General features: G+C 59.8%; 13 protein-coding genes and 1 riboswitch. Of the genes, 5 read left to right on the forward strand and 8 right to left on the reverse strand.

Annotation, left to right across the window (positions count from 1 at the left end; genetic code table 11):
* Positions 1–111: 111 nt before the first annotated feature.
* Complete coding sequence (locus ACESNI_RS15555) at positions 112–2,697, reverse strand: CHASE2 domain-containing protein (protein ID WP_373088616.1); 2,586 nt, start codon at positions 2,695–2,697, stop codon at positions 112–114.
* Positions 2,698–3,050: 353 nt separating this feature from the next.
* On the opposite strand from ACESNI_RS15555, the gene ACESNI_RS15560 reads away from it, so the two are divergent.
* Positions 3,051–3,833, forward strand: a complete 783-nt coding sequence (locus tag ACESNI_RS15560) for a hypothetical protein (protein ID WP_373088617.1) — start codon at positions 3,051–3,053, stop codon at positions 3,831–3,833.
* A gap of 90 nt (positions 3,834–3,923) precedes the next feature.
* Here the strand turns inward: ACESNI_RS15560 and ACESNI_RS15565 are convergent, their stop codons facing one another.
* The 3 genes from ACESNI_RS15565 to ACESNI_RS15575 all read right to left on the reverse strand — a co-directional run bounded on the left by ACESNI_RS15565 (position 3,924) and on the right by ACESNI_RS15575 (position 6,518).
* Positions 3,924–4,274 (reverse strand): VOC family protein, encoded by a 351-nt coding sequence (locus tag ACESNI_RS15565; RefSeq protein ID WP_373088618.1) that lies wholly within the window; start codon positions 4,272–4,274, stop codon positions 3,924–3,926.
* Positions 4,271–5,233, reverse strand: a complete 963-nt coding sequence (locus ACESNI_RS15570; RefSeq protein WP_373088620.1) for a hypothetical protein — start codon at positions 5,231–5,233, stop codon at positions 4,271–4,273. Before ACESNI_RS15570 ends, ACESNI_RS15565 begins: the two co-directional genes overlap by 4 nt.
* A 67-nt stretch (positions 5,234–5,300) precedes the next feature.
* Positions 5,301–6,518, reverse strand: a complete 1,218-nt coding sequence (locus ACESNI_RS15575) for an MFS transporter (protein WP_373088621.1) — start codon at positions 6,516–6,518, stop codon at positions 5,301–5,303.
* Positions 6,519–6,667: 149 nt separating this feature from the next.
* A riboswitch (TPP riboswitch) is annotated at positions 6,668–6,772 on the forward strand.
* Positions 6,773–6,824: 52 nt separating this feature from the next.
* Between ACESNI_RS15575 and ACESNI_RS15580 the strand changes: the two genes are divergently transcribed.
* The 3 genes from ACESNI_RS15580 to ACESNI_RS15590 all read left to right on the forward strand — a co-directional run bounded on the left by ACESNI_RS15580 (position 6,825) and on the right by ACESNI_RS15590 (position 9,734).
* Positions 6,825–7,547, forward strand: a complete 723-nt coding sequence (locus ACESNI_RS15580) for a hydroxyethylthiazole kinase (protein ID WP_373088622.1) — start codon at positions 6,825–6,827, stop codon at positions 7,545–7,547.
* A 26-nt stretch (positions 7,548–7,573) separates the two neighbouring features.
* Positions 7,574–8,686, forward strand: a complete 1,113-nt coding sequence (locus ACESNI_RS15585; RefSeq protein ID WP_373088624.1) for a TRAP transporter substrate-binding protein — start codon at positions 7,574–7,576, stop codon at positions 8,684–8,686.
* 205 nt (positions 8,687–8,891) lie between these two features.
* Positions 8,892–9,734 carry an alpha/beta hydrolase gene (locus tag ACESNI_RS15590; RefSeq protein ID WP_373088627.1) on the forward strand — a complete coding sequence of 281 codons (843 nt, stop codon included), beginning with the start codon at positions 8,892–8,894 and terminating at the stop codon, positions 9,732–9,734.
* Positions 9,735–9,748: 14 nt separating this feature from the next.
* On the opposite strand, the gene ACESNI_RS15595 is transcribed toward ACESNI_RS15590, so the two are convergent.
* Both ACESNI_RS15595 and ACESNI_RS15600 read right to left on the reverse strand, forming a co-directional pair.
* Positions 9,749–15,934 carry an SDR family NAD(P)-dependent oxidoreductase gene (locus ACESNI_RS15595; protein WP_373088630.1) on the reverse strand — a complete coding sequence of 2,062 codons (6,186 nt, stop codon included), beginning with the start codon at positions 15,932–15,934 and terminating at the stop codon, positions 9,749–9,751.
* 73 nt (positions 15,935–16,007) lie between these two features.
* The gene (locus ACESNI_RS15600) at positions 16,008–19,052 is read right to left on the reverse strand and encodes a MupA/Atu3671 family FMN-dependent luciferase-like monooxygenase (protein WP_373088633.1); all 3,045 of its coding nucleotides are present in this window, start codon (positions 19,050–19,052) and stop codon (positions 16,008–16,010) included.
* Between the two features lie 33 nt (positions 19,053–19,085).
* On the opposite strand from ACESNI_RS15600, the gene ACESNI_RS15605 reads away from it, so the two are divergent.
* A complete protein-coding gene (locus ACESNI_RS15605; protein ID WP_373088635.1) occupies positions 19,086–19,469 on the forward strand; it encodes a hypothetical protein in 384 nt (127 codons plus the stop codon).
* Here the strand turns inward: ACESNI_RS15605 and ACESNI_RS15610 are convergent.
* A complete protein-coding gene (locus ACESNI_RS15610) occupies positions 19,428–20,510 on the reverse strand; it encodes a formyltransferase family protein (RefSeq protein ID WP_373088637.1) in 1,083 nt (360 codons plus the stop codon). The two genes, ACESNI_RS15605 and ACESNI_RS15610, sit on opposite strands and share 42 nt — an antisense overlap.
* Positions 20,511–20,644: 134 nt before the next feature.
* A complete protein-coding gene (locus tag ACESNI_RS15615; RefSeq protein WP_373088639.1) occupies positions 20,645–21,280 on the reverse strand; it encodes a glutathione S-transferase family protein in 636 nt (211 codons plus the stop codon).
* Positions 21,281–21,313: the final 33 nt, after the last annotated feature.

Below are 21,313 nucleotides of genomic sequence, written 5' to 3' on the forward strand. Positions count from 1 at the left end.
CAGGAGGACCGGGATAGCGAGTTCGAGCGTTTCTCCCGCCTGCCAAGGCCGCAGCGATGACGTTTACGCGCTGCTGATCAGGGCGTTAGGCAGGCTTTTATTGCAGAAATGCTAGTCGTCCGTCAGGCCGGGCCAGCGCCACAGCGTCATTGGCTCTGGCCTGCCCGGGATTCTCTGGCCGGGCATTTCCAGCAGGTCTTCAAGCGCGGCGCCCGTATCCTCCAGCCGCTTGACCTCATCGATCAGGGCGGCGGAGGCAACCACGGCCGCGCCGGCAGCGGCGGTTGATTTTTCAAGGCGGCTCGCGAGCCGGATGGCCTCACCGTCTAGGCTCAACTCCGGGGCGTCCGCACTGCCCGAGGGCTCGATTATAACCGGACCATAATGAAGTCCGATACAGAATTTCACCTCGCCGTCATTCGGCGGCGCCTGATGGTTGCTCCATTCCGAGAGCGAGATGGCGAGTTCGCGGCCGCATTTCAGGGCGTTTTCCGCATCCTGTGCCGTGGCATCGGGAAGGCCGAACAGCGCCATGACGCCAGATTCCCCAAATTTTTCAAGGAAACCGTGATGCTTCGTGACGGTTTTGTCGACAAGTTGATTGACCGCGTGCAGGAACTGCGCCGCGCGTGTCGGGCCCAAGCCGTTGCCGAGGGTGCGCAACCGGTTCATGTTGATATAGAGCACGGCGACAGGAAAGATATTGTTGGTGCGCGCCGCTTCGTCCGGGGCTTTCCCTGCTGTTTCGGGTTCGTTTTCCGCCATGGCCGGTTTCTCCGGTGGGGTCTCCACCGCCTCGGTAAGTGATAATTTCGGGCTCTTTTTCTGTTTCGGTACAGTGTCAGTCATGGGAAATTGCGGGCTTGGCTTTTTCCCCTGACGTACAGGCAACAGGAGCGGTTCAGAATGTGTCTGTTCAGCGGGCGCCTGTTCGGGCTTTGGTGGTTCGGGCATTACTTCCGACGCGGGCGGCAGGAAGAAGATCGGCTCATCCTCCGCTTCCTTGTCGTCGTCGACGTCCTTGTGGTCTTCGTTTTCCGCATCGACCGTGTCATCACCCGCGGCGCCAACAGGAAGCGTGAGGTCCGGCGTCGCATCCGCATCCGCCTTGGCGGCGGCGTTATCGTCTTCCAGCTCCTTTGGTGGTTCTGCTTCTTCTGGCGTGACTGTAATTTCGGGCTTTACCGCCTCTTTCGCGTCTGTTGTCTTGGACTCGTTGGCTGTTGGGACCGGCTTGGCCTCAGGCGGGCGGGCGTTTTCGGTATCTGCTGTATCGACATCATCGAGGGGCGAAGAGTCGTTTTCCACCTCCTCCGTATCTTCATCAGGGTCGGAGCCGAAAATACGGGCTTTCGCCACGCGATCAAACGTCCAGGGAATGGAAAACTGGTTGGCATCGTCGGACTTGGCGGCCGCTTGAATAGCCTTCAGCCGCCGTGCTGACACTTTCTTCGTCATCAGCAGGACTAGGGTGCAGAGGATAATCGCCAGCAGCGGAAATGTCAGGTTGAGCCACAGATTGAGCAGAATAAAGGCGCCGATGTTGACGGCCGAGACAAGCGCGCCGCCGATAATGGCGAGGGTGACAACGATGGCAACGCGCTTTGCAACCGCCACCAACCCGAACGCCAGCCCGATTAGCCCGAGAAGCAGGATATCGAGGACAACCACTTGCTGTGACCGGTCAAGCGGATCAGCATGGAGAAGATTATCGATGACAGTGGCCTGGAACTCGGCCGTCGAGAGCCCGGCGCCGAACGGCACTGCCAGCTTTTCGCTGCCGTCTACGGGCGCGAGACCGATCACAACCAACTTATCCTTGAAGGTGCTTCCAGGAGATTTCCCGGCAAGCAGGTCCTTGAGGGAATGCCGGATGTAGGTCCCTTCGGGGCCGCGATAATTAACGGCGAGCCGAAGACGGCTATCGGTTGGAATATAATTGCTGCCCAGTTGCAGCCCGCCGGGGAGACTGACGGCAATTGACGCCGGTTCCATGCCGAAATAAAGCCGGGCGGCCTGAAGGGCGAGCGAGGGATAAAAGGCATTGCGATAAGCAAGCACCGGATAGGCGTACCGGCGGCTGCGGCTGTCTTCATCGATCGATATGACATGCCCCGGTGTTGTGGCGGCAAGAAGCTGTCCGACCGGCACTTGGAAGCCCGTCGGCTGAAAGGGGACGATGAGCGAGGCCTTGTCCTGGGCCCGTTGGATGGTCGACGCGGTTTTCCGGACGGTTTCCGGCAGGGGCGTCCGCTCAGCGGTCGACGGGGCGAAGCTGAAGACATACGGGATTACCACGTTGGCGGCGCGTTGCAGGGATTTCGCCAGTGCCGCTTCGGCGCCTCCGTGGTCCCGCTCTGCGGCGATTGACTCAATTGGCAGAAGTGCCGGATCAAGAACAATGGTCCGCGCCCCGTTGGCAGTCAGAAAAGACACGGTATCGGCAATCCTGAACAGGTCCGTCGGACTTTCAACGGCCGGGTTACGACGATTGTCGACGATTACCAGTTGAATATTGCGGTCGGCCGGGATCGGTCCCCGCAGCAGGAATCGCCAGTCAAGTAACTGACTTTCGATCAGTTGCATTGGTCGGCTTTCCCTGAGGTTGACAAAAACAACGACAAGGGCTGCGCAAAGGCCGAGCACCAGCATCGCCTGGGTCATTCTCGTGATCGGGGAGGGCAGGTTCGCGGACATCCGGTTATGACCGCCCATAGGCGGCCAGGCTGGGACGTGGCGAAATCCCGGGATATCCGGCCCCGATTCTGACAAGGGGGTTAGAGTTCATGTTTTTGCTCAATTGCGCTAATCCAGACAAGGTCAATCCGTTAGGCCTATCAATGGATGATGGCGGATTCTATCTGCTTTGCAGCCTATCAGCATCGAATAATTTTACTACTGATTTTTTGTTTGGCGTCGTGACGCCATTTTGCGCCGGGGGAGGCAACGACCTTTACGCTGCCGGAATAATTTGAAATACTGGCCGCGTCGATCAACCAATAATCGAGAACAGCTGGCCAACCCCGGAATTCCGGGAAACGGAGGATATCATGGCCGCGACGGATTACGTCCGCCTCAGGCAGATTTGCCTGGCGACATCAAATATCAGGAAGGCCGAGGCAACCCTGTCGACTATTCTCGGGCTGAAGGTCTGCCACAGGGCGCGCCTGCCGCAGTTCGGGCTTGAAAATATCATGTTCGCGGTAAACAGCGTTTTCCTTGAAATTGTCGCACCGGTCGAGGCAGGCACCGCCGTTGACCGGTTTCTCACCCGCAACCATGGGCGCGGCGGTTATATGGCGATTTTCGATTGCGCCGATGTCGCGAAACATCGGGCGCTGGCCACCGCCGCTGGAATTGACGCAATATTCGAGCGGAAAGGCGAAAAAGCTGAGTTGCTGCAGCTTAATCCGCGGCAGACCGGTGCCACCATGATGGAATTTGACCACCATTATGGGGGCGATGACCTTTTCGGTGCCTACGGCTGGGCCGGGGAGGATTGGCAGGATTTTATCGACACCGGCACCACGCGCGATATTCTCGGGATTGAGATCAGCAGCCCGAAGGCGGGCTTGCGGGCGGCGCTCTGGGCGGGGCTTTGTGACCGGCCGGTGAGTGTCGGCGAGCCGGGCATCGCCGAAATAAGGCTCGATTACGGAACGATCACCTTCCGCCAGACCGATAATACCCCGGCGGAGTTGCTCCGCGCCATCGACCTGACTGTTATCGACCGGCGGCAAATGCTGCGCGCGGCGGAAAAGGCAGGCCTTGCGGTCAGTGACAGCAGTTTCGACTGTTGCGGCGTTGAATTTCGTCTTTACGGTGTTGCGTAACGGTCCCGAACAGTCTGGATATGGGCGCCGTGACGTCTCATTCACTGTGTAAAACGAGGGAAACCGACTGCAGGAAATTGCATAGGCTGCTCATACATGGGCGAGGATATTGACCAGTTTGCCAAACGGATCGCGGAGATAGAAGCGGCGGACGCCCCAGGGCTCCTCGGTGGGGCCATATTCGATGGGGATCCCGGCTGCTTTTGCCCGCGCCAGCACCTCGTCAAGGTTATCAACCTCAATGGAGAGATCGGGCACCGCCGTGCCGGAGCCGCCCTCACTCATGAAACTGATTTGGGCGGCGGAATGCCCGGTATCGACATAGGTCTTTATCCATCCCATATCCATGGCGACCTCAAGGCCGAGAATGTCACCGTAGAAAGCGCGGGCCTTGTCCCCCTCCTGCGTGGCGATATTGGCGACGATGCGTTTGACGGTCATTGAGCCTTCTCTCCCGCCGGGGGCGGCGTGTAGACGCGGGTGATGACCTCCTTCCAGGCGGGATCTGATGAAAAATCATCCGGTTTACGGACGTCAAGCCCGCGCGCGGTGAGGTCCTCGCAGAAAATATCGGCAATCAGGCTGGCGGTGAGGTCATGGCTGTGATCGTCATAGGCGGCAGCCTCCGCCTCATCGCGGAAGCAATATCCCTTCCACAGAACCGACATCCGGACCGCGCCATAGTCAAGCTGGGCAAAGGGTTTCCCCGCGTCTGTCACCTGCCAGTGGGTGTCGGGCATTAATTCCAGCCGGGCATCATGGCCGAGGTCCGTATAGCGGGAATGCTCCGCCTCCGGGCCGACGGGGCCGACGCGGTGATACATATATTCGTTGTCGGCCAGCACGCAGCAATTGTCGTAGGGCGGGCGCTCGGTTCGGGACGGAGCATCGAGGCCGTCCGGCCAATATTCAAACTCCCCGCCCTCACCGTCATAAAACCAGGTGATCGCCGAGGCAACCGGGATCGCCCAGTCGTGAAACAACCCCGAATATCCCATCGGCGCCAGCATCCAGCTTGGGACCTCGCGGTTCTGGGCGCCGCGGAAAAACGGCAGATCCTGATGATGGGGGAGACCTGCGGCGGGCAGGTTGAGATTTGTCATCATGGCGACCGGGCGGATCACCCCCGCCTTGAACGACTGCTTTGCCGCGGCGATGAAGCGGGGATTGTGAAAGAACGGCTCAGCCCCGTCGAACACGACCTTGCCGCCAAGCGCCCAGAAATTACGGAACCAGCCACCGGAGGTTTCGCCAATATTGCGATGGACCGCCGAGAGAGTTTTATAGGGGCTGCCCTTGGCAATGAGGCGGACGACTGCTTCCGGGTCGTCGAAGGCGGGATCAAGCCGGACAGGCGGAGCAAGAAGGTTTTTTGGCCGGATCGTCAGCGCGACAGTCATGGGCGTCTCCTTTGTCGGCTGAGTATGTCAAAGACCTCCGCCCCGGTCAATTGCCGCCGGATCCCGGTTACTCCGCGGGTGAGACGACGGCGGGCGCGTCACGCGGTTCGCGAAGGCGGCCCGGCAGGACGAGTGCCGCCAGTACGATCAGCGCGGCGACGATGGCAACAACCGTGATCACGCCAGAGAAACCGCCACCCTGCTCCAGGATGTAGCGCGCCGCCATCAGGGCCATCGCCCCGATGACGAGATTGAGCATCAGCTTGACGGACAGGACCTTTGCCCGCCACGCATCAGGGACATAGCGGGAAATGACCGTGTCAGTGATAGGAATCTGGCCAAAAACGAAGGCCATCGCGGCGAGGGTTGCAAAAAACAGCATGTAGTTGCTCTGCGTTGCCATAAAGCCGATCAGGATCGGCTGCGCCAGTGCCATGGTGAACAGGACCGGCTTGACGCGGTAGCGGTCAATCATCCGTCCGACAATCAACTGGGCAAAGGCGGCAATGGCATAGACGAGCGCCGCCAGCAGGCCGGTGGTGGCGACATCAATCGTCACATCGGGCAGGCTGACCTCGAACATGCGGGGAATGATAAAAGTCATGGTGCCAAACACGAACCCCCCGGCCGAGGTCACCAGAGCAATGGCCAGAAGGGCGCGGCGCCAGCCCGGCATGAAGCCGACGATATCTTTCTCCCCGGCGGCGGGAAGGGGCGTGCGCGCGCCGCCCCGGCGCACGAAAACAAGAAACCCGATGCCCATGGCAATGGCGATAATACCGGGCAGGATAAAAGCGAGCTGCCAGTTATAGCCGGCGAGGATGAAGCCGGTAATCAGCGGTGCCGCCGCCACTCCCATATTGCCCCAGACACCATTCACGCCGACGCGCCAGCCGACCTTGCCGCCGCCCTGCACGACCATGGCAATGCCGACGGGATGATAGATCGAGGCGAACAGGCCGATGGCGGCAAGACCAAAAGCGATTTGCAGGGGCGATTGTGCGAACCCGGTGGCGATGGCCGAGAGCCCGATGCCAACAAAGAACACCGTGAGCATACCGGTGCGGTTCCATTTGTCGGCGAGATAGGCGGCAAGCGGCGCCCCGGCCCCGAACAGGACCAGCGACGGGATGCCGTAAGGGATCATCTCGGCATAGGCGCCGCCCTCGGCAAGCCCGAAGGCGAGACCTGCGCTAAAGGCGGCCTTCGCAAAAATCAGCATGAAAAGATGGTCTGTAAAATGACCGACATTGAGAAAGGTGAAGCGAAGCTGCTGGGCGGTCATGGGCTGATACTCGTCTGGGCGGAGGGCTCACGCCGGATCCGAACTTTATATTTACATAAAATATCATAGAAAAAGCCTGGCTGTCTCCAACAAATAGTCGGTCCTTACATTTTCCGTTGCAAAATCCCTGATAATTCCTACACTGGCAACCGTACTCATCGGGGTGCCTTTTGAAGGCTGAGAGACGAAGTTCCGTCGACCCGCAGAACCTGATCCGGTTAGAACCGGCGGAGGGAATTGAGGCTCGGTAATCTTAACTCAGGAATATCAGCGTCACTCTCCACCGATACAAAAAGGGGGAGCGTCATGCGTGATCAATTGCCAGAACTGCCTTTGCGGGCGATACAGGATCGGCGTCCGGCTGTGCATTGCCTGACCAATACGGTTGTCCAGGGCATCACGGCAAATATGCTGCTCGCTCTCGGGGCCATCCCATCGATGTCAGCGGATATCTCGGAGGTTGTAGATTTTGTCCGCGGCGCCGATGCCTTGCTTGTTAATCTCGGCACTCTAGATCCCGTGCGAAAACAAGCCATCGAGCGGGCAATTGAACAGGCACAGGCGAAATCCATTCCCTGGATTCTCGATCCGGTCCTTGTTGACCGGGCCCCAGCACGGCTTGGCTATGCACGAGAGTTGCTTGCCCTCGGTCCCACCGTTATTCGCGGCAACAAGGGCGAGATCGCGGCGCTCGGTCCCGACGCCACATCACTTGCCCAGAGCAGCGGGGCAGTCGTCGCCGTGACCGGGGCGACGGACTTCATTACCGACGGCGCGCGCGAGTTGACACTGGAGGGCGGGCATTCGCTGATGAGCCGGGTGACCGGCATCGGTTGCGCCGGGACCGCATTGATTGCTGCTTTCTGCGCCGTTTCGCGGCCCGATGCGATGTTTACGGCAGTGACCGAGGGTCTCACGCTTCTCGGTTCTGCCGGAGAACGCGCCGCGATTAGTAACGCCGGTCCCGGCGGGTTCGCCGCTGCCATTCTCGATCAGATCTATCAATCAAGCCAGTCCAGCCTCGGCTGAGGAAGCTGACTACCGAAAGGAACGACATGAGTGAAAAATCCCTGACCCGCCGCCATTTTCTGAGCGCTGCCGGGGTTTCTGCCACCGCCGCGGCGACGGCGGCTCTGCCCGCGCCCGCGCTGGCGAGCGGGGCGCAGACCTGGAAGATGGTCACGTCCTGGCCCAAAGGCTCCCCCGGCGTTGGCATGACGGCCCAGCGTCTCGCCGACCGGATCACGCAGATGAGCGACGGCAAGCTGACGGTCAAACTCTATGCGGCCGGTGAGTTGGTGCCACCGCTGGAGGTCTTCGGCGCGGTAGGTGACGGATATGCCGAACTCGGGCATACGGCTTCCTTCTTCTGGCAGGGCAAGGCGCGGGCCAGCGTCTTCTTCACGACCATTCCCTTTGGGTTGACGGCGCTTGAGCATATGGCCTGGATAAACCACGGCGGCGGGCAGGCGCTCTGGGACAAGCTCTATGCGCCATTTAATATAAAACCCTTTATGGCGGGCAATACGGGCATCCAGATGGGCGGCTGGTTCAAGCGGGAAATCAACTCGCTTGCGGACATGAACGGCATCAAGATCAGGAGCGGCGGCCTTGGCGGTGAGTTATTCAAGAAGCTGGGGGCGACGGCGGTCCTGCTGCCGCCCGGCGATATTTATCCAGGTCTGCAAAGCGGCCTGATTGATGCGGCCGAATTTCTGGGGCCGTGGAGTGACAGGGCCTTCGGTTTTTACAAGGCGGCGCCCTATTATTACTGGCCGTCCTTCAACAAACCCAACGGCAGCGCCGAATGTCTGGTCAACGCGGAGGCCTTCGCGGCCTTGAGCCCGGCCCTCAAGGCAATTGTCGAGAACGCCTGTCAGGCGGAAAATGCCTTCGCGCTGTCGGAATCCGACTGGGAAAACGGCCGCGCCCTCAATAGCCTGATAGTCGAGAAAAATGTCAAGGTGAAGGAATTTCCGGCGGACCTTATTGCCCGGGCGAAGGAATTGACCCCGGCGCTGCTTGATAATTTTGTCGAGGGAGATGCGCCCGCGACCGAGATATTAAGCTCCTATCGCGCGGCGCTCACCTTGTCGGCCAGCTGGTCCCGTGTCGGCCGTCAGGCCTTCCTCAATGCCCGGGACGGACAGGCAGAGTCAAAAGACTGATTTAATTATCGCGAAGCCTGTAAACCATAATGGTGCCCGACCCGATGTAATCCCGCACCATTATGGGATTGAATTTGCGGGCGATCGCCACAAACGATACCATTATGGTGTTTATACGCCCTTTTATGGTCAAAAACCTTTGCTTGACCTCGCTTCTGTTGCCGCCTATCTCCGCTAGATATTAAAGTTTAATCTGGAGCGATTCATGTCTTTTTCCAAGGTGATGATTGTCATCGGCGGGTTGCTGGTCGCGGCGGGCTGCGTATACTTGCTCAGCGGTTTCGTGTTTTACAGAGCCATCTACCATTTCAATCAGAACACCGAAACACCGGCACAACTTGGATTGCCGGGGGTAGGGGTCGCTCATATCATCTCTGAGGATGGCGCGCCGATCGATGTCTGGATCAAACGCCCCGAAAAGGGCGCGCCCGTTATTCTGTATTTTATGGGCAGCGATACCTCAATCGGACCCTCGGCGGAACGCCTCACGCCATTTCTTGACAAGGGTCTTGGCATGGCCGCTCTGGTCTATCGGGGATCAAGTGGAGCGGGCGGCACGCCGTCGGAAGATGCCTTTGCCGCCGATGCCCGCGCGGTCTATGATCAACTGGATGCGATGATGGGCGAAGATATACCGCCTGCGCGCCGTGTTGTTCACGGCTATAGCCTCGGGACGGGCGTTGCCACCCATCTCGCCGCTGACCGCGCTGTAGCGGCGTTGGTGCTGGAGGCGGCCTATCCGCGATTTTGCCGCTATTTTACCGATCATTTCTTCAATCTGCCCTTCTGCTACATTATGTACAGGGAACGCTATGACTCGATCGACCGGATCGCGAATATCAACGCCGCCCTGCTGATGCTGCATGGCGAGAAAGACACAACCCTTAATATTGACTCGGCAAGAGAGTTGTTTGCCGCGGCGAAGGAGCCCAAGCGCTTCATCGCCTACAAGGACGGCACTCATGTTAATCTCGGACGGAGCGGACTCGTTGCCGATACTCTGGTATTCTACGGGCAAGTCGTGCCGGGGGATTGGTCCAAACCGTAAGGACCGATTTTATTTCAATCGTCAACCAGCAACTCGTTCAGTATTTCGCCGATTTCGCCGATTGTCGGGTCGATCATCATGTTGAAATGATCGCAATTGAACGTCATGACCCTGATTGTGCCGGTAATCCAGTCATCCCAGCCGAGGGACAGACCGGCCCGCAGGAACTCAATGCTGGCATCCCGGCCCTTAAACAATAACATATCGCCATCATAGGTTTCCGGACGGTAGCGGTTCTCGGCGGCGATATAGGCCTCCGTCATACGTTGGCCGGTCAGCTCGTCCGGTAGCTGTTCCCCGCGTTCCAGATATTGCTGGATAAGTGCTCTTTCCGAGGCGGCGAAACGGCGCTTCCACCGTCTCTGCGGCCATTTCAGGGCAAAGCCCAGGCTCCAGTGGCGGGCCGTCCAGAGTTTCTGAAGGAGGCCGATCTTTTGCGGATTGCGCTCCGGTGCGAGGGTGTCGAACATGACCAGGTTGTCGACATCATGGCCCGCCTCTGTCAGTTGCCGTGCCATTTCCAGACCGACAACCCCGCCGCCGGAATACCCGCCGATATGAAACGGGCCTTCCGGCTGGTGTTTCAGGATTGCGGCGACATAACATTTGGCCATCTCCTCGATGGTTTCGTGGATGTCAGCCCCGCCGTCGGAGCCGAGCGCTCGCAGAGCGTAAAACGGCAGCCTGGGATCGAGATATCCGGAAAGAGAGCGAAAATTCAGCACATTTCCGCCTGCCCCATGCACCAGATAAAACGGCTTTATCGACAGATCGCCTTCCTTGATGGCGACGAGGGGTGACCATTCCTGATCCGCGGTGTCCGTCATGGTCGTCCCCTGATCCTTGAATTCAAGCCCGGCCTTTGTGACAACGATATTTGACAGGGCCCGTAATGTTGGCGCCTGGAACAGGGTCGCGAGGGGCAGGTCAATCTGGTATTCCTTGCGGATTTTGGCAAACAGCCGGACGGCGGCCAGGGAATGGCCGCCGAGATAGAAAAAGTCGGCCTCGGGCGCCGGCTGGTCAACCCCCAGCAATTCTGTCCAGAACCCGGCGATCCGTTGTTCGACGGGATTGGCATACAGCGTTGCATCGGCGAGACTGCCTGATATTTCTGCCCCGGTGGATTTTTTGCCCCGGGGTTCGGCAAGGCGGGCCATTTCCCGGCTGAGGTCGGCGATCGGGGTCGGGGAGACGATTATCTGTGCGGCGGGGATGTTCAGCATCCGGCTGAACACTGCCGGCGCCTCCTTCGCGCGAATGCCCTGCGCAATCATCATATCGACCAGCAGGTCTGGCGAGCTGTGCCAGTCGAAGCTGGCGCCTTCAACCCGGCGGAGAGCAAATCCCTCCAGTATCACTAATGGCATGTCGTTCTGGTCGACGAAGACGACATCAAAACTGGCATAGCGACCAGGCGTTTGTGCCATCAGTTTTGCCCGCGCGGTGAAGCGCTGGGGCAATGGTTTTAGAATACGGAGGCGGTCGATCGACATCGGCGCGTAAAACGCTCCCTCGCGGCCAACATCGGACAGCAGGTTCAGGCCGATGGTCGCCGCCGTATCCATCAGGCCCGGATGGGTGGCAAACACCTTCAGATCGTCGGCGAAGGCGTCGGCAAGGGTAAAATCAGCCTCGATTTCGTCTATTCCCTTGCGGATCTCACCAATATTATTCCAGCGCGGTCCGAAATCGATCAGGTCTTCCTGCGAATCATGACCGCTGCTATCGGATGGGCGCAGTCCTTTCAGCTGATGATTCAGGGCCCGCGGGATTTTCCGGTCGTTGAACAGTCTGAGACGGACCTGTCCACGGCAATGCTCCACCATTGGGGCCTCCGGTGACATACGGCTCTCGACGCAAAATTCGTAGCCCTTGTCGTCAGGGGTCAGGGTGACGACGACGCGGGCGCGCATGCCTTCAGGAAAAACCATCGGGTTGACCAGCGACAGCGCTTGTATTTCCCAGCTCCGAGTATGAGTAAGCTGTTCCATTGCCGCTCGCGCAATTTCGATATACGCGGTTCCCGGCAGAACCGGAACGCCGCCCACAATATGTTCATTCAAAACCCAGAGAGCCGCCGGATCATACTGCGCTGTGAAAATGAAAGTGCCGTCTTTTGCGTGGCTCGCGACCCCCAGCAGCGGATGAACCGTTACGCCCGTTGCTGCACCATCATCATAACTACGGGACGCCATGCCGATATCGCACCAGACGCCGAAGGAAATGGCGAGACCGTCGCCCCGGGAGGCGGCAAGCGCCTCGAGATAGCCATTCGCGGCGACGTAATCAACCTGTCCGGGCGGTGCGGTCACGACCGAGGTCGATGAAAAGACGGCGAAGAAATCAAGGGTCCCATCGGGGAGCAGAACCGCAAGATTTTGCCCGCCGGTAACCTTGGCGGCCATGACCCGGTGGGTATCATCCAGGGTTTTCATCATCATTGGGGCGTCATCCATGATACCGGCGCCGTGAAACACCCCGTTAATGTCCCCAAATTTTGCCCGAACTGTCGCCAGCGCCTCTGACAGTGCCCCGGCGTCGGCAACATCAACACCGAGGAAGGTGACGTCTCCACCTGCGGCCTTTATGTGTTGTGCGGTGCGGATCACCTGTGACTGCGCTCCGTCCGGGGCCGTTTTCAGGATTTTGGCCCACTCTGCCTCCGCTGGCATTTTCCGGCGCCCGATCAGGGCCACCCGGGCTCTTGCCACTGTGCCGAGATAGCTTGCAAGCGCGAGCCCGATGCCACCGGTGCCGCCGGTGATCACATAAACGCCGTTTTCCGTCAGCCTGACGGGCAGGCCATCCGGGGCGGATGCCTCAAGGCGGGCCAGATCCCAAGTGAAGCGCGCATTCCCGCGAAAAGCAACACGGCTTTTGAGGGTATTGCTGTCATGTTCTTCGAGCACGCGGGCTGCCGTCTCGTCCGCACTGGCACCGGGATCAATGTCAAGATATTGCGTCGTCAGGCTGGGAATTTCCCGCGGTGAGACGCGCGCCGGACCGAGAAGGGTTCCAAGCTCCGGATGTGTCACCGGCTCGCCGGCCACAGAAAAGGCGCCGCTGCCAACAAAGGAAAGATGAATATCCTCGGCCGGGTCTGCCGACTGTATCGCCCGGCAGAGGCAGAAGGCGCTGTCGAAGATTTCACGCTGGTCAGCGCCCGGCTCCGTGCCGAGCGGCCAGCCGTGAATGATATTTGTCGGCAGCCGGGGCAGGGCTGCCAGCAGCGCGTCATAATCCTCCGTCCTGTCGGCGGCAATCTGGAAGCCGTTCCCCGACTGCGCGAAAGTCTCTCCGGGGCGGACGATGTAGCAGGGTTGCCGCCGTGCCCTGATTTCGTGCAGCACTGCTTCCGATATCGGGTCGCCGCCATGAAACAGCATCCAGCTCCGGTTCTGTCCGGGCTCCGCAGGGGGGATCGGCGCGGGGATCCATGTCGGGGTCTGGTACCAGTTATCCGGATTGGCAATTCGTTCCAGCCGGACGGCGGGTGCATCGTCCTCATTGCTGGCAGCGGGACTTCCCTTACCGGGCTCAACCCAGTGGCGGTCACGCGCAAAGGCGTAGGTGGGAAGGGACACGCGCTGGCCGGTATCGCCGCCGGGCAGGCGCTGCCAGTCGAGTGCAACGCCCCGGGTCCAGAGGGCCCCGGCCGCGGTCAGGGCCATGGCCATGTCATCCTCATCGACCTTCGGGGCACGGCCCGAGGCCAGAACCGCAAGCGGCCGATGCGCGCCCGCGCTCATTTCCGCAAGCGGTGCCAGCGTTTTGCCCGGTCCCATCTCAAGCAGGATCTGGTTGGGCTTTCGCAAGATGGTTTCGATGGCATCGGCGAATAGAACCGTATGCCGCAGATGTTTCACCCAGTAATCGATGGTCGAGAAATCTCCGGGTTCCGCCCAGTCTCCGCGCAAACTCGATACAAATGGGATTTCCGGCGCTTTCAGGGTGACACCGGCAATCCCGTTCCTGAAATTATCAAGCTGGTTATCAAGAATGCGGCTATGGGCGGCGACATTGATACGGACGCGGGTGGCCTCGTACTCTGTGCCTTTCAGCTCCGTTTCCAGCGCCTCAATCTTGGCAATTTCGCCGGACACCACGCAGAGGTCGGGCGCATTGCGGGCGGCGATATCGAGGCTGTCGCCGATAAGCTCGGCAACCTTGTCGGCAGGCGCGGGAATAACGCTCATGGCACCGGCGGCAGCGGCATCCATCACCTTGCCGCGCCAGGTCACAATCTTGAGGGCATCGGCAAGGGACATGACGCCGGCGATAACCGCGCCCGCGTATTCCCCGGCGCTATGACCGAGAATGGCGGTCGGCTGCACGCCCCAGTCCTGCCACATCCGTGCGTAGGCATATTCAAGGATGAACAGGGCTGGAATGGCATATCCGGACCTTTCCAGTCTGGCGCGGGCGTCAACATCGTCAAGCGCCCGATCGAACATCATCACGCGCAGGTCCGACGGGGCGTCCTTGGGAAGCTGATTGAAACAGTCGTCCACCGCCGCCTTGAAGGCAGGAGAGCTTGTCAGCAGTCCGGCGCCGGCGCCCGGATATTGCGCGCCGCCGCCCGGGAACATGAAGGTGATTTCGGGTGTGGTGCCAGCGCTGCCGCGCGCGGTGCGTTCTGCTGCCTCCTGCCACAAGCCGCTGGTCAGTCCGTTCTTGTCACGGGCGATAATGACGCGGCGCTCGGAAAATTCACGGCGCCCATGACTGAGCGTATAGGCGGCATCCGCCAGGGCGGGCGGGGCCTCCTCCCGACCCAGAAATCTTCGCCATTTATCCTGTAGCCCGTCAAGGGCCGTCGGGGTGCGGGCGGAGAAGGGGAATATCCGCCAGTTGGTGTCCGCCTGAGTTTGTGGGCGGGCCGGGGCCTCCTCAATGATCGCATGCGCATTGGTGCCGCCGACGCCAAGTGAATTGACTGCCGCCCGGCGCGGAACGGCACCGCGCGGCCAGGGGCGGGTGGTATCGACAACATAAAACGGGCTGGCAGCAATATCGAAACGGCTGTTTGGGGTTTTATAATGCAATGTTGCGGGCAGGGTTTCGTGGCGCAAGGCCTCTATCACCTTGATCAGGCTGGTAGTACCTGCCGCTGTATCGAGATGGCCGACGTTGCTCTTGACCGAGCCAATCCCGCAAAAACCAGTGCCGCCGGGTCCATACACCTGTGACAGCGCGGCCAGCTCGATCGGGTCGCCGACGGGGGTGCCGGTGCCGTGGGCTTCGATATAGGAAACGCTTTCGGGCGCAATTCCCGCTATGGCCAGCGCCTCGGCCGCGGCTTCCGCCTGGCCATCGACACTCGGCGCGAGATAGCCCGCCTTTGCCGATCCGTCGTTATTGACCGCCGAGCCGATCAGGACCGCGCGAATGTCGTCGCCGTCGGCCAGCGCATCCTCCAGCCGCCGGAGAATGACAATGGCGGCGCCCGAGCCAAAGACAGTGCCCTGACTTTCATCGTCAAACGGGCGGCAAAGGCCATCCGGTGACTGGATTTCGCCTGCTGAAAAATGATAGCCGTGGCGGTGTGGTAATTCAACGGTGACGCCGCCCGCAATCGCCATGTCGCATTCCATCGACAGCAGGCTCGCGGCGGCCTGATGCATGGCGACGAGCGAGGTGGAGCAGGCAGTCTGAATGTTGATCGATGGTCCCTGCAGATTCAGCAGATAGGATAGCCGGGTGGTCAGAAAGTCCTTATCATTGCCCGTATGGCGGAGCAGGAACAGGCCGATTTCCTCGACCAGGTCGGGATTGGACAGAAGATTGAAAGGCAGATAGGCCTGCATTCCCGATCCGGCGAACACCCCGACGCGGCCGTCGAAATTCTCCGGCATATGACCGGCATCCTCAAGCGCCTCCCACGAGCATTCCAGGAAATGTCGGTGCTGTGGATCGAGGATCGATGCCTCGCGCGGGGAAAAGCCGAAGAACCCGGCGTCGAAACATTCCATGTCGAGCAGGAAATTGGCCGCCGGCACGTAGTTCGGGTCGGCAATCGCGCTGCGGCTGACGCCCTCTTTCAGGAGTTCCTCATCCGTGAACCAGCGCGTCCCGAGGCGCTCACCCGCGAGCATTCGCCAGAACTGGCCAACATTGCGCGCCGCCGGAAAGCGCCCGGCCATGCCAATGATGGCGATCCGTTCAGAGGATTGTATTCCGTCACCGTTCTCGGTCATATTTTCTGTTCATGTCTTGGGATAGCAATTATTCCATTTCTGCCAGATTGCCATTTCGGCATGTGTCCGGCCATTATACAGGAGTCCCGGTTCGCCGCGCAATACGTGTCCGCCGTGCCGCTGCCCGGTCGGCGCCGCGCTGGGCCGCTGCCGACGAACTCCCGGACTTATCGCCGTCAAGATGGCGGGCAAGCGCCTGAATGGTCGAGAATCTGAACATATCGGTGATGGCGATCTCCTTGCCAAATAATTCCTTCAGCCGCCGCTGAACCTGGACGACCAGCAGGGAATGACCGCCGAGGTCAAAGAAATTATCTGTAACCCCGACCTCAGCCAGCCCGAGGGCCTCGCACCAGATTTTCGAGATTTCTGTCTCTGTCCCGCTTTCCGGCGTCTGCACGGTCGCAGCAGCTTGCGCATGCGGTTGCGGCAGGGCCTTGCGGTCAATCTTGCCGTTCGGGGTCTGCGGCATCACATCGAGGACGACAACCTGCGACGGGGTCATGAATTCGGGCAATAGCGTGCCCAGTTGTTTGCGGATGGCCGCGGGATCAATGCGCTGGCCCGGTGCCGCCGTTGCAAAGGCGACGAGTCGTTTGTCACTGGCGCCGCTTTCGAACACCGTGACAGCGGCATCCTTGACCTCCGGCAGGGAGCCGAGGGCCGCCTCGATCTCGCCAAGCTCGATCCGGTGGCCACGAATCTTGACCTGGTTATCCAGCCGCCCGTGGAATTCAAGGGCGCCGCCCGGCATATGGCGAACGAGATCACCAGTGCGATAGAACCGGCCTTCGGATGTATCAAGGAACCGCTCGGCGGTCAGTTCGGGGCGGTTCCAGTAGCCGTCTGCGACCCCGTCGCCGCCAATCCAGAGTTCGCCCGCGACGCCGCTCGGCAGCGCCTGTCCGTGGGCATTGCGCACGGAATAGATAGTATTGGCAATCGCGTCACCCAGCGGGATGGTTTCGCCCACAGTGTCGAGCCGGGCAACGGACGACCAGACAGCGGTTTCCGTCGTGCCATACATATTCAGAAGCACGCCCTTGAGATTCTGGCGCAGGCTGCGGGCGAGATCGGGGGGGAAGCCCTCGCCACCAACCATCATCACCTCCAGCTTGCCGAGTGCCTCGCGTCCGGCCGCTTCGGCAACAAGGAAGGATGCCATCGACGGGGTGCACTGAAAATGGGTGATATCATGAGTCCTGATCTGCTCCGCAACCGACGCCTGACGGGCGACGCCGCCCTCGGCTAGCAGGTTATTCTTCAACTCGTTGATATAGCTCAGATGCTCCAGCACCAGATCGGTATCGACCCCGAAATCGATCAGGCAGGCGATTTCATCAACCCCCATGCGGGTGATGTTGCGGACAATCTCCTGACAGCTTTCCGGCGTGCCGAACAGGCCGCTGCTCTGGTAATAGCGCTCAAAGGCGTGGTCGAGCAGGGCCTCGGTCTCTTCCACGGTCAGTTCCTGCTTCTCGAACACTTCCTGCGGGGTGAGGCCGGTTGTCTCGGCCTTCTGCATGAAGGTCGGCGAACTCCAGGAAGCGCGGCGCAGCAGATCGACGGAGCTTTTCAAATATTCCTTCATTGGCGCGCGCACGATTTCGCGCACCGTATCCTCGTCCGTCCCGACGAAGGTATGCAGCATCAGCGAGACCTTGCCGCTGCCCGGATGTCCGGCGTCGCGCCAGGTGGTGCGGTAGGCGCGGATTTTCTCAGCGACATCTTCGAATTTCTGGCCCAGCAGATGGGTCAGCACATAACAGCCCTTCTCGGCTGCGACGGCGAAAGTTTCAGGATTACCCGCCGCTGTGATCCAAAGCGGAATCTCACCCCGGACAGGATGCGGAAGGGTGGAAACCTCAATCTGTTCGCCCTTGTGGTTGGGAAAGGGCACACTCTCGCCCGCCCATAGCCTGCGCAGCATGTCGATACCGTCGAGCATGATATCCTTACGATTCTCGAAATTCTCCGGTTGCAGGACGAAGTCATTGGGCTGCCAGCCACTGGCGATAGCGATTCCGGCGCGCCCACCCGAAATGTTGTCGACCAACGCCCAGTCCTCCGCCACCCGGATCGGGTTATGCAGCGGCAGAACGCAGGATCCGGCGCGGATGTCGATATTTTTCGTCATCGAGGCTACTGCCGCGGAACTGACCGCCGGGTTCGGGTAGAGGCCGCCAAAGGCGTGGAAATGCCGCTCCGGTGTCCAGACCGCCTCAAACCCGTTTTCATCGGCGAATTTCGCGCCCTGAAGCAACAGGCGATAGGCTTCGGGGCCGCTGCCGGCAACTTCTGAGGCAAAATAGAACAGGCTGAACCCGGGTACCGGCGTCGAGGCCGCGCCATCCGTCTGCAGGACGATCGTATGCCCCCGCGCAAGGGTCCAGAATATTTCCAGCACCGAGATATCGAAAGAGACCGAGGTAATGGCCAGCAGCCGTACCTTGCCGTCATGGGGCACGGTGAGGTCGGTTCCAGTAAAGAAATTGACGATATTGCGATGGGTCAGCATCACGCCCTTGGGAATGCCGGTCGAGCCCGAGGTATACATGAGATAGGCAAGATCGGCGGGCGTTCCCGCGGGCGCCGTGAACGGGCCGTTGGTTGCCTCGGGATAGATGACCTTGATGCGATCGAGACGGAACTTATTCTCTGTCTCCGGGCTGGCGACGATCAGCGGGGCGGCGCTGTCCTCAATCATGAAGCTGACCCGCTCCGCCGGGTAGGACGGATCGAGCGGAAGATAGGCGGCCCCGGTTTTCAGGATCGCCAACATTGAAATAATAAGGTTGGCAGACCGGCCAAGGCACAGCCCGACGACAGTCCCGGGACCCGCGCCGCGGGCCGCGAGTGCCGCCGCCAGCGCATCGGTGCGGCGGTCGAGGTCGGCATAGCTTAAAATCTCGCCGTCGGCCTCAAGGGCGGCGGCGTCCGGTGTTTTGGCAATCTGCTCGGCGATCACCTCATGCATCCGGCTGTCGCGTGGATAATCGATACCCATGCAGGACATGCCGGTCTCGTTACCCGTCTCGCGGGCGAGCGGCAGGGATTTTACCGGCGTCGTGCCCTCAGTGCTGAACGCATCCAGAAATAGCGCAAGATCCTCGCCCATCGCGGCCAGAATATCTTCATTATAAAGCCCTTTTTGGGCAATCAGGCGGGGTGCGGGGGACAGCGCAAGGACAAGTTTGCGGCGACCGAGCAGGTCAATATCCGTGCCACTGTGGTCGCTAACGGCGATTTCCAGTGCCCGGATCGCGACGTCACGGTCCGCCGGATCGGGCAGGCGCGAGATGAGATCGACGCTGCGCGGCCCGGCGGCGATGCCCGCGGCTTTTATCTGGTCAAACTGCGATTGAACCGCATCGGCACTATCCGCCGGGTTCAGGGAAAGGGTGATGAGTTGGCGGCCCGCAACCAGCGGATGGAGCGCTTCCGTCGCATCATAAGCGACGGAGACGGTCTCTGCGCCGGTCAGAAGCGCGAACTAAGTGAGCAATCCGGCGGCTGCCTGATCGGCGGTGAGTGACTGGTCGACGGCGACGGGTGCTGTCATGGCCCCGTCGCCAACATCGCGATTGACCGGATAGGGGGATTGCGGTGGCTGTACCTGAGAGAGCATCTGCCGCCAATAATCCTCAGCCCGCGCCGCGGCTTCTGCCAGTTGCTCTGGCATGGGCGGCAACGACGGCAGCTGCATGCCGACTGTCAGGCCGAGACCCTCTGGCGCAAGCGGGGCGCCCGTAAGGTCCTGCAAATTTCCCAATGTCACGTCGGCGTCGTTGGCGGCTATCGTGAGGCTATCGGGGCCGAGGGCAACAACTTGCCCCGAGGGGCCACTGGCCGGTTGGGTCTCAATGCTCAGACTGCCAATGAGCGCCATGTCGCGCCCGGTCCAGAGCTTCGCCCGGGCGAGCGGATTGGCATAGGTGCCGAAATCAAGGGCGCGGACCAGCCGCGACAAGCTCTCCGCGCGGGCGGTAAAGTCCAGCGTCCCGAGATTTTCCGGCCGCTTGTCACGGTCATACCAGTGCCGCTCCGTCCCTTGGGCGACCGGTGATATCCGATCTTCTTTCAGCTCCGCGACCAGCTCAGCGAAGGACGCGAGCCCGGCCTCGTAGCATTTGGCATTAAGGGTCATGGAGGTTTCATCGGCGGCGACGGGTACGGACCGTGTTTTGACAATGCGACCGGTATCGGCCTTGTCGGTCATTTCATGCCAGGTGACCGCATGCTCCGTTTCCCCCTGCAGGATTGCCCATGAGGTGACGTTGATCCCAGTGTATTTTGGCAGCGGTCCATCGAAGAAATTAATAGCCATCCGTGTTGGCTGGACTGGAAGGTGATGGGGGAAAATTGTCAGGTTGACAATACTGAAAAGATAGTCAAAGGATAGATCTGCGAGGCCGGGATCTTCCGGGTGTTCAAACAGGGCAAATCCCTCCGCCTGGGCCCAGGCGCGGACGCGCGGCTCATGACTGAGGATACCAGCAATCTTTCCACCAGTTTGGGCGAACTCTTCTGCGCATTGGACAAGAAGAGTGCCTTCGCCGACAAATAATCCATCCATGGGTAAATTCTGCTCTCTTATTCAGGATATAAATTAAATACGCTGGCAAACTTCACAAACAATATAAATTCCGGAAATTTATTATGTCTTAATGGCAAGAGGCTCGTTCCGGAATTCACGGTGATTATATATCATCAATCGGCGCGCGGAATATCCTGAATAAATTTGGGAATATGATATCCTTTTTGCACCGTCGGCCGCGCTGCAATCCGTTCATACCACGATTTAATGCGCGGATAGCTGTTCAAGTCAATTGTCTGCCATTCAAAGCGGGAAATCCAGGGCCAGATCGCGATATCGGCAAGACTATACTCACCGGCGATATAATCGCGTTCGCCGAGCCAGTCATTGAGGACCGCATAAAGACGTTTTGCCTCATTCAGGAAACGCTCCTCCGCATAGGGCGCTTTGCCGGGGTTAAAGCGGACAAAATGATGGACCTGTCCGCACATCGGCCCGAGGCCGCCCATCTGCCACATCAGCCATTCCATCATCTGCCAGTAGGCGGTTTCGTCCGTCGGAACAAGTTTGCCGCCCGCCTTTTTGGACAGATACAGCATGATGGCACCAGATTCCATCATCCGGATGCCGGTATCCTGATCGAAAATCGCCGGGATGCGCCCGTTTGGGGAAATCGCGGTGAAAGCATCGGATTTCTGGTCTCCCGACGTGATGTCGACGGGTTTCACCGTATATTCAAGTCCAAGTTCTTCCAGCAGGATAGAAATTTTCCGCCCGTTCGGCGTGCCCCAAGTGTAAAGATCGATCATGCCGCTGCCTCCCTTTATTCAGGCTGAATTGTT

Origin of the sequence: Sneathiella sp. (genome assembly GCF_041689005.1) — a bacterium.
Classification (GTDB): Bacteria; Pseudomonadota; Alphaproteobacteria; order Sneathiellales; family Sneathiellaceae; genus Sneathiella.

Excerpts from the sequence above, each read along its gene's own strand:
- ACESNI_RS15555 (WP_373088616.1), bottom strand. The coding sequence starts at position 2,697 with ATGTCCGCGAACCTGCCCTCCCCGATCACGAGAATGACCCAGGCGATG.
- ACESNI_RS15560 (WP_373088617.1), top strand. The coding sequence starts at position 3,051 with ATGGCCGCGACGGATTACGTCCGCCTCAGGCAGATTTGCCTGGCGACA.
- ACESNI_RS15565 (WP_373088618.1), bottom strand. The coding sequence starts at position 4,274 with ATGACCGTCAAACGCATCGTCGCCAATATCGCCACGCAGGAGGGGGAC.
- ACESNI_RS15570 (WP_373088620.1), bottom strand. The coding sequence starts at position 5,233 with ATGACTGTCGCGCTGACGATCCGGCCAAAAAACCTTCTTGCTCCGCCT.
- ACESNI_RS15575 (WP_373088621.1), bottom strand. The coding sequence starts at position 6,518 with ATGACCGCCCAGCAGCTTCGCTTCACCTTTCTCAATGTCGGTCATTTT.
- ACESNI_RS15580 (WP_373088622.1), top strand. The coding sequence starts at position 6,825 with ATGCGTGATCAATTGCCAGAACTGCCTTTGCGGGCGATACAGGATCGG.
- ACESNI_RS15585 (WP_373088624.1), top strand. The coding sequence starts at position 7,574 with ATGAGTGAAAAATCCCTGACCCGCCGCCATTTTCTGAGCGCTGCCGGG.
- ACESNI_RS15590 (WP_373088627.1), top strand. The coding sequence starts at position 8,892 with ATGTCTTTTTCCAAGGTGATGATTGTCATCGGCGGGTTGCTGGTCGCG.
- ACESNI_RS15595 (WP_373088630.1), bottom strand. The coding sequence starts at position 15,934 with ATGACCGAGAACGGTGACGGAATACAATCCTCTGAACGGATCGCCATC.
- ACESNI_RS15600 (WP_373088633.1), bottom strand. The coding sequence starts at position 19,052 with ATGGGCGAGGATCTTGCGCTATTTCTGGATGCGTTCAGCACTGAGGGC.
- ACESNI_RS15610 (WP_373088637.1), bottom strand. The coding sequence starts at position 20,510 with ATGGATGGATTATTTGTCGGCGAAGGCACTCTTCTTGTCCAATGCGCA.
- ACESNI_RS15615 (WP_373088639.1), bottom strand. The coding sequence starts at position 21,280 with ATGATCGATCTTTACACTTGGGGCACGCCGAACGGGCGGAAAATTTCT.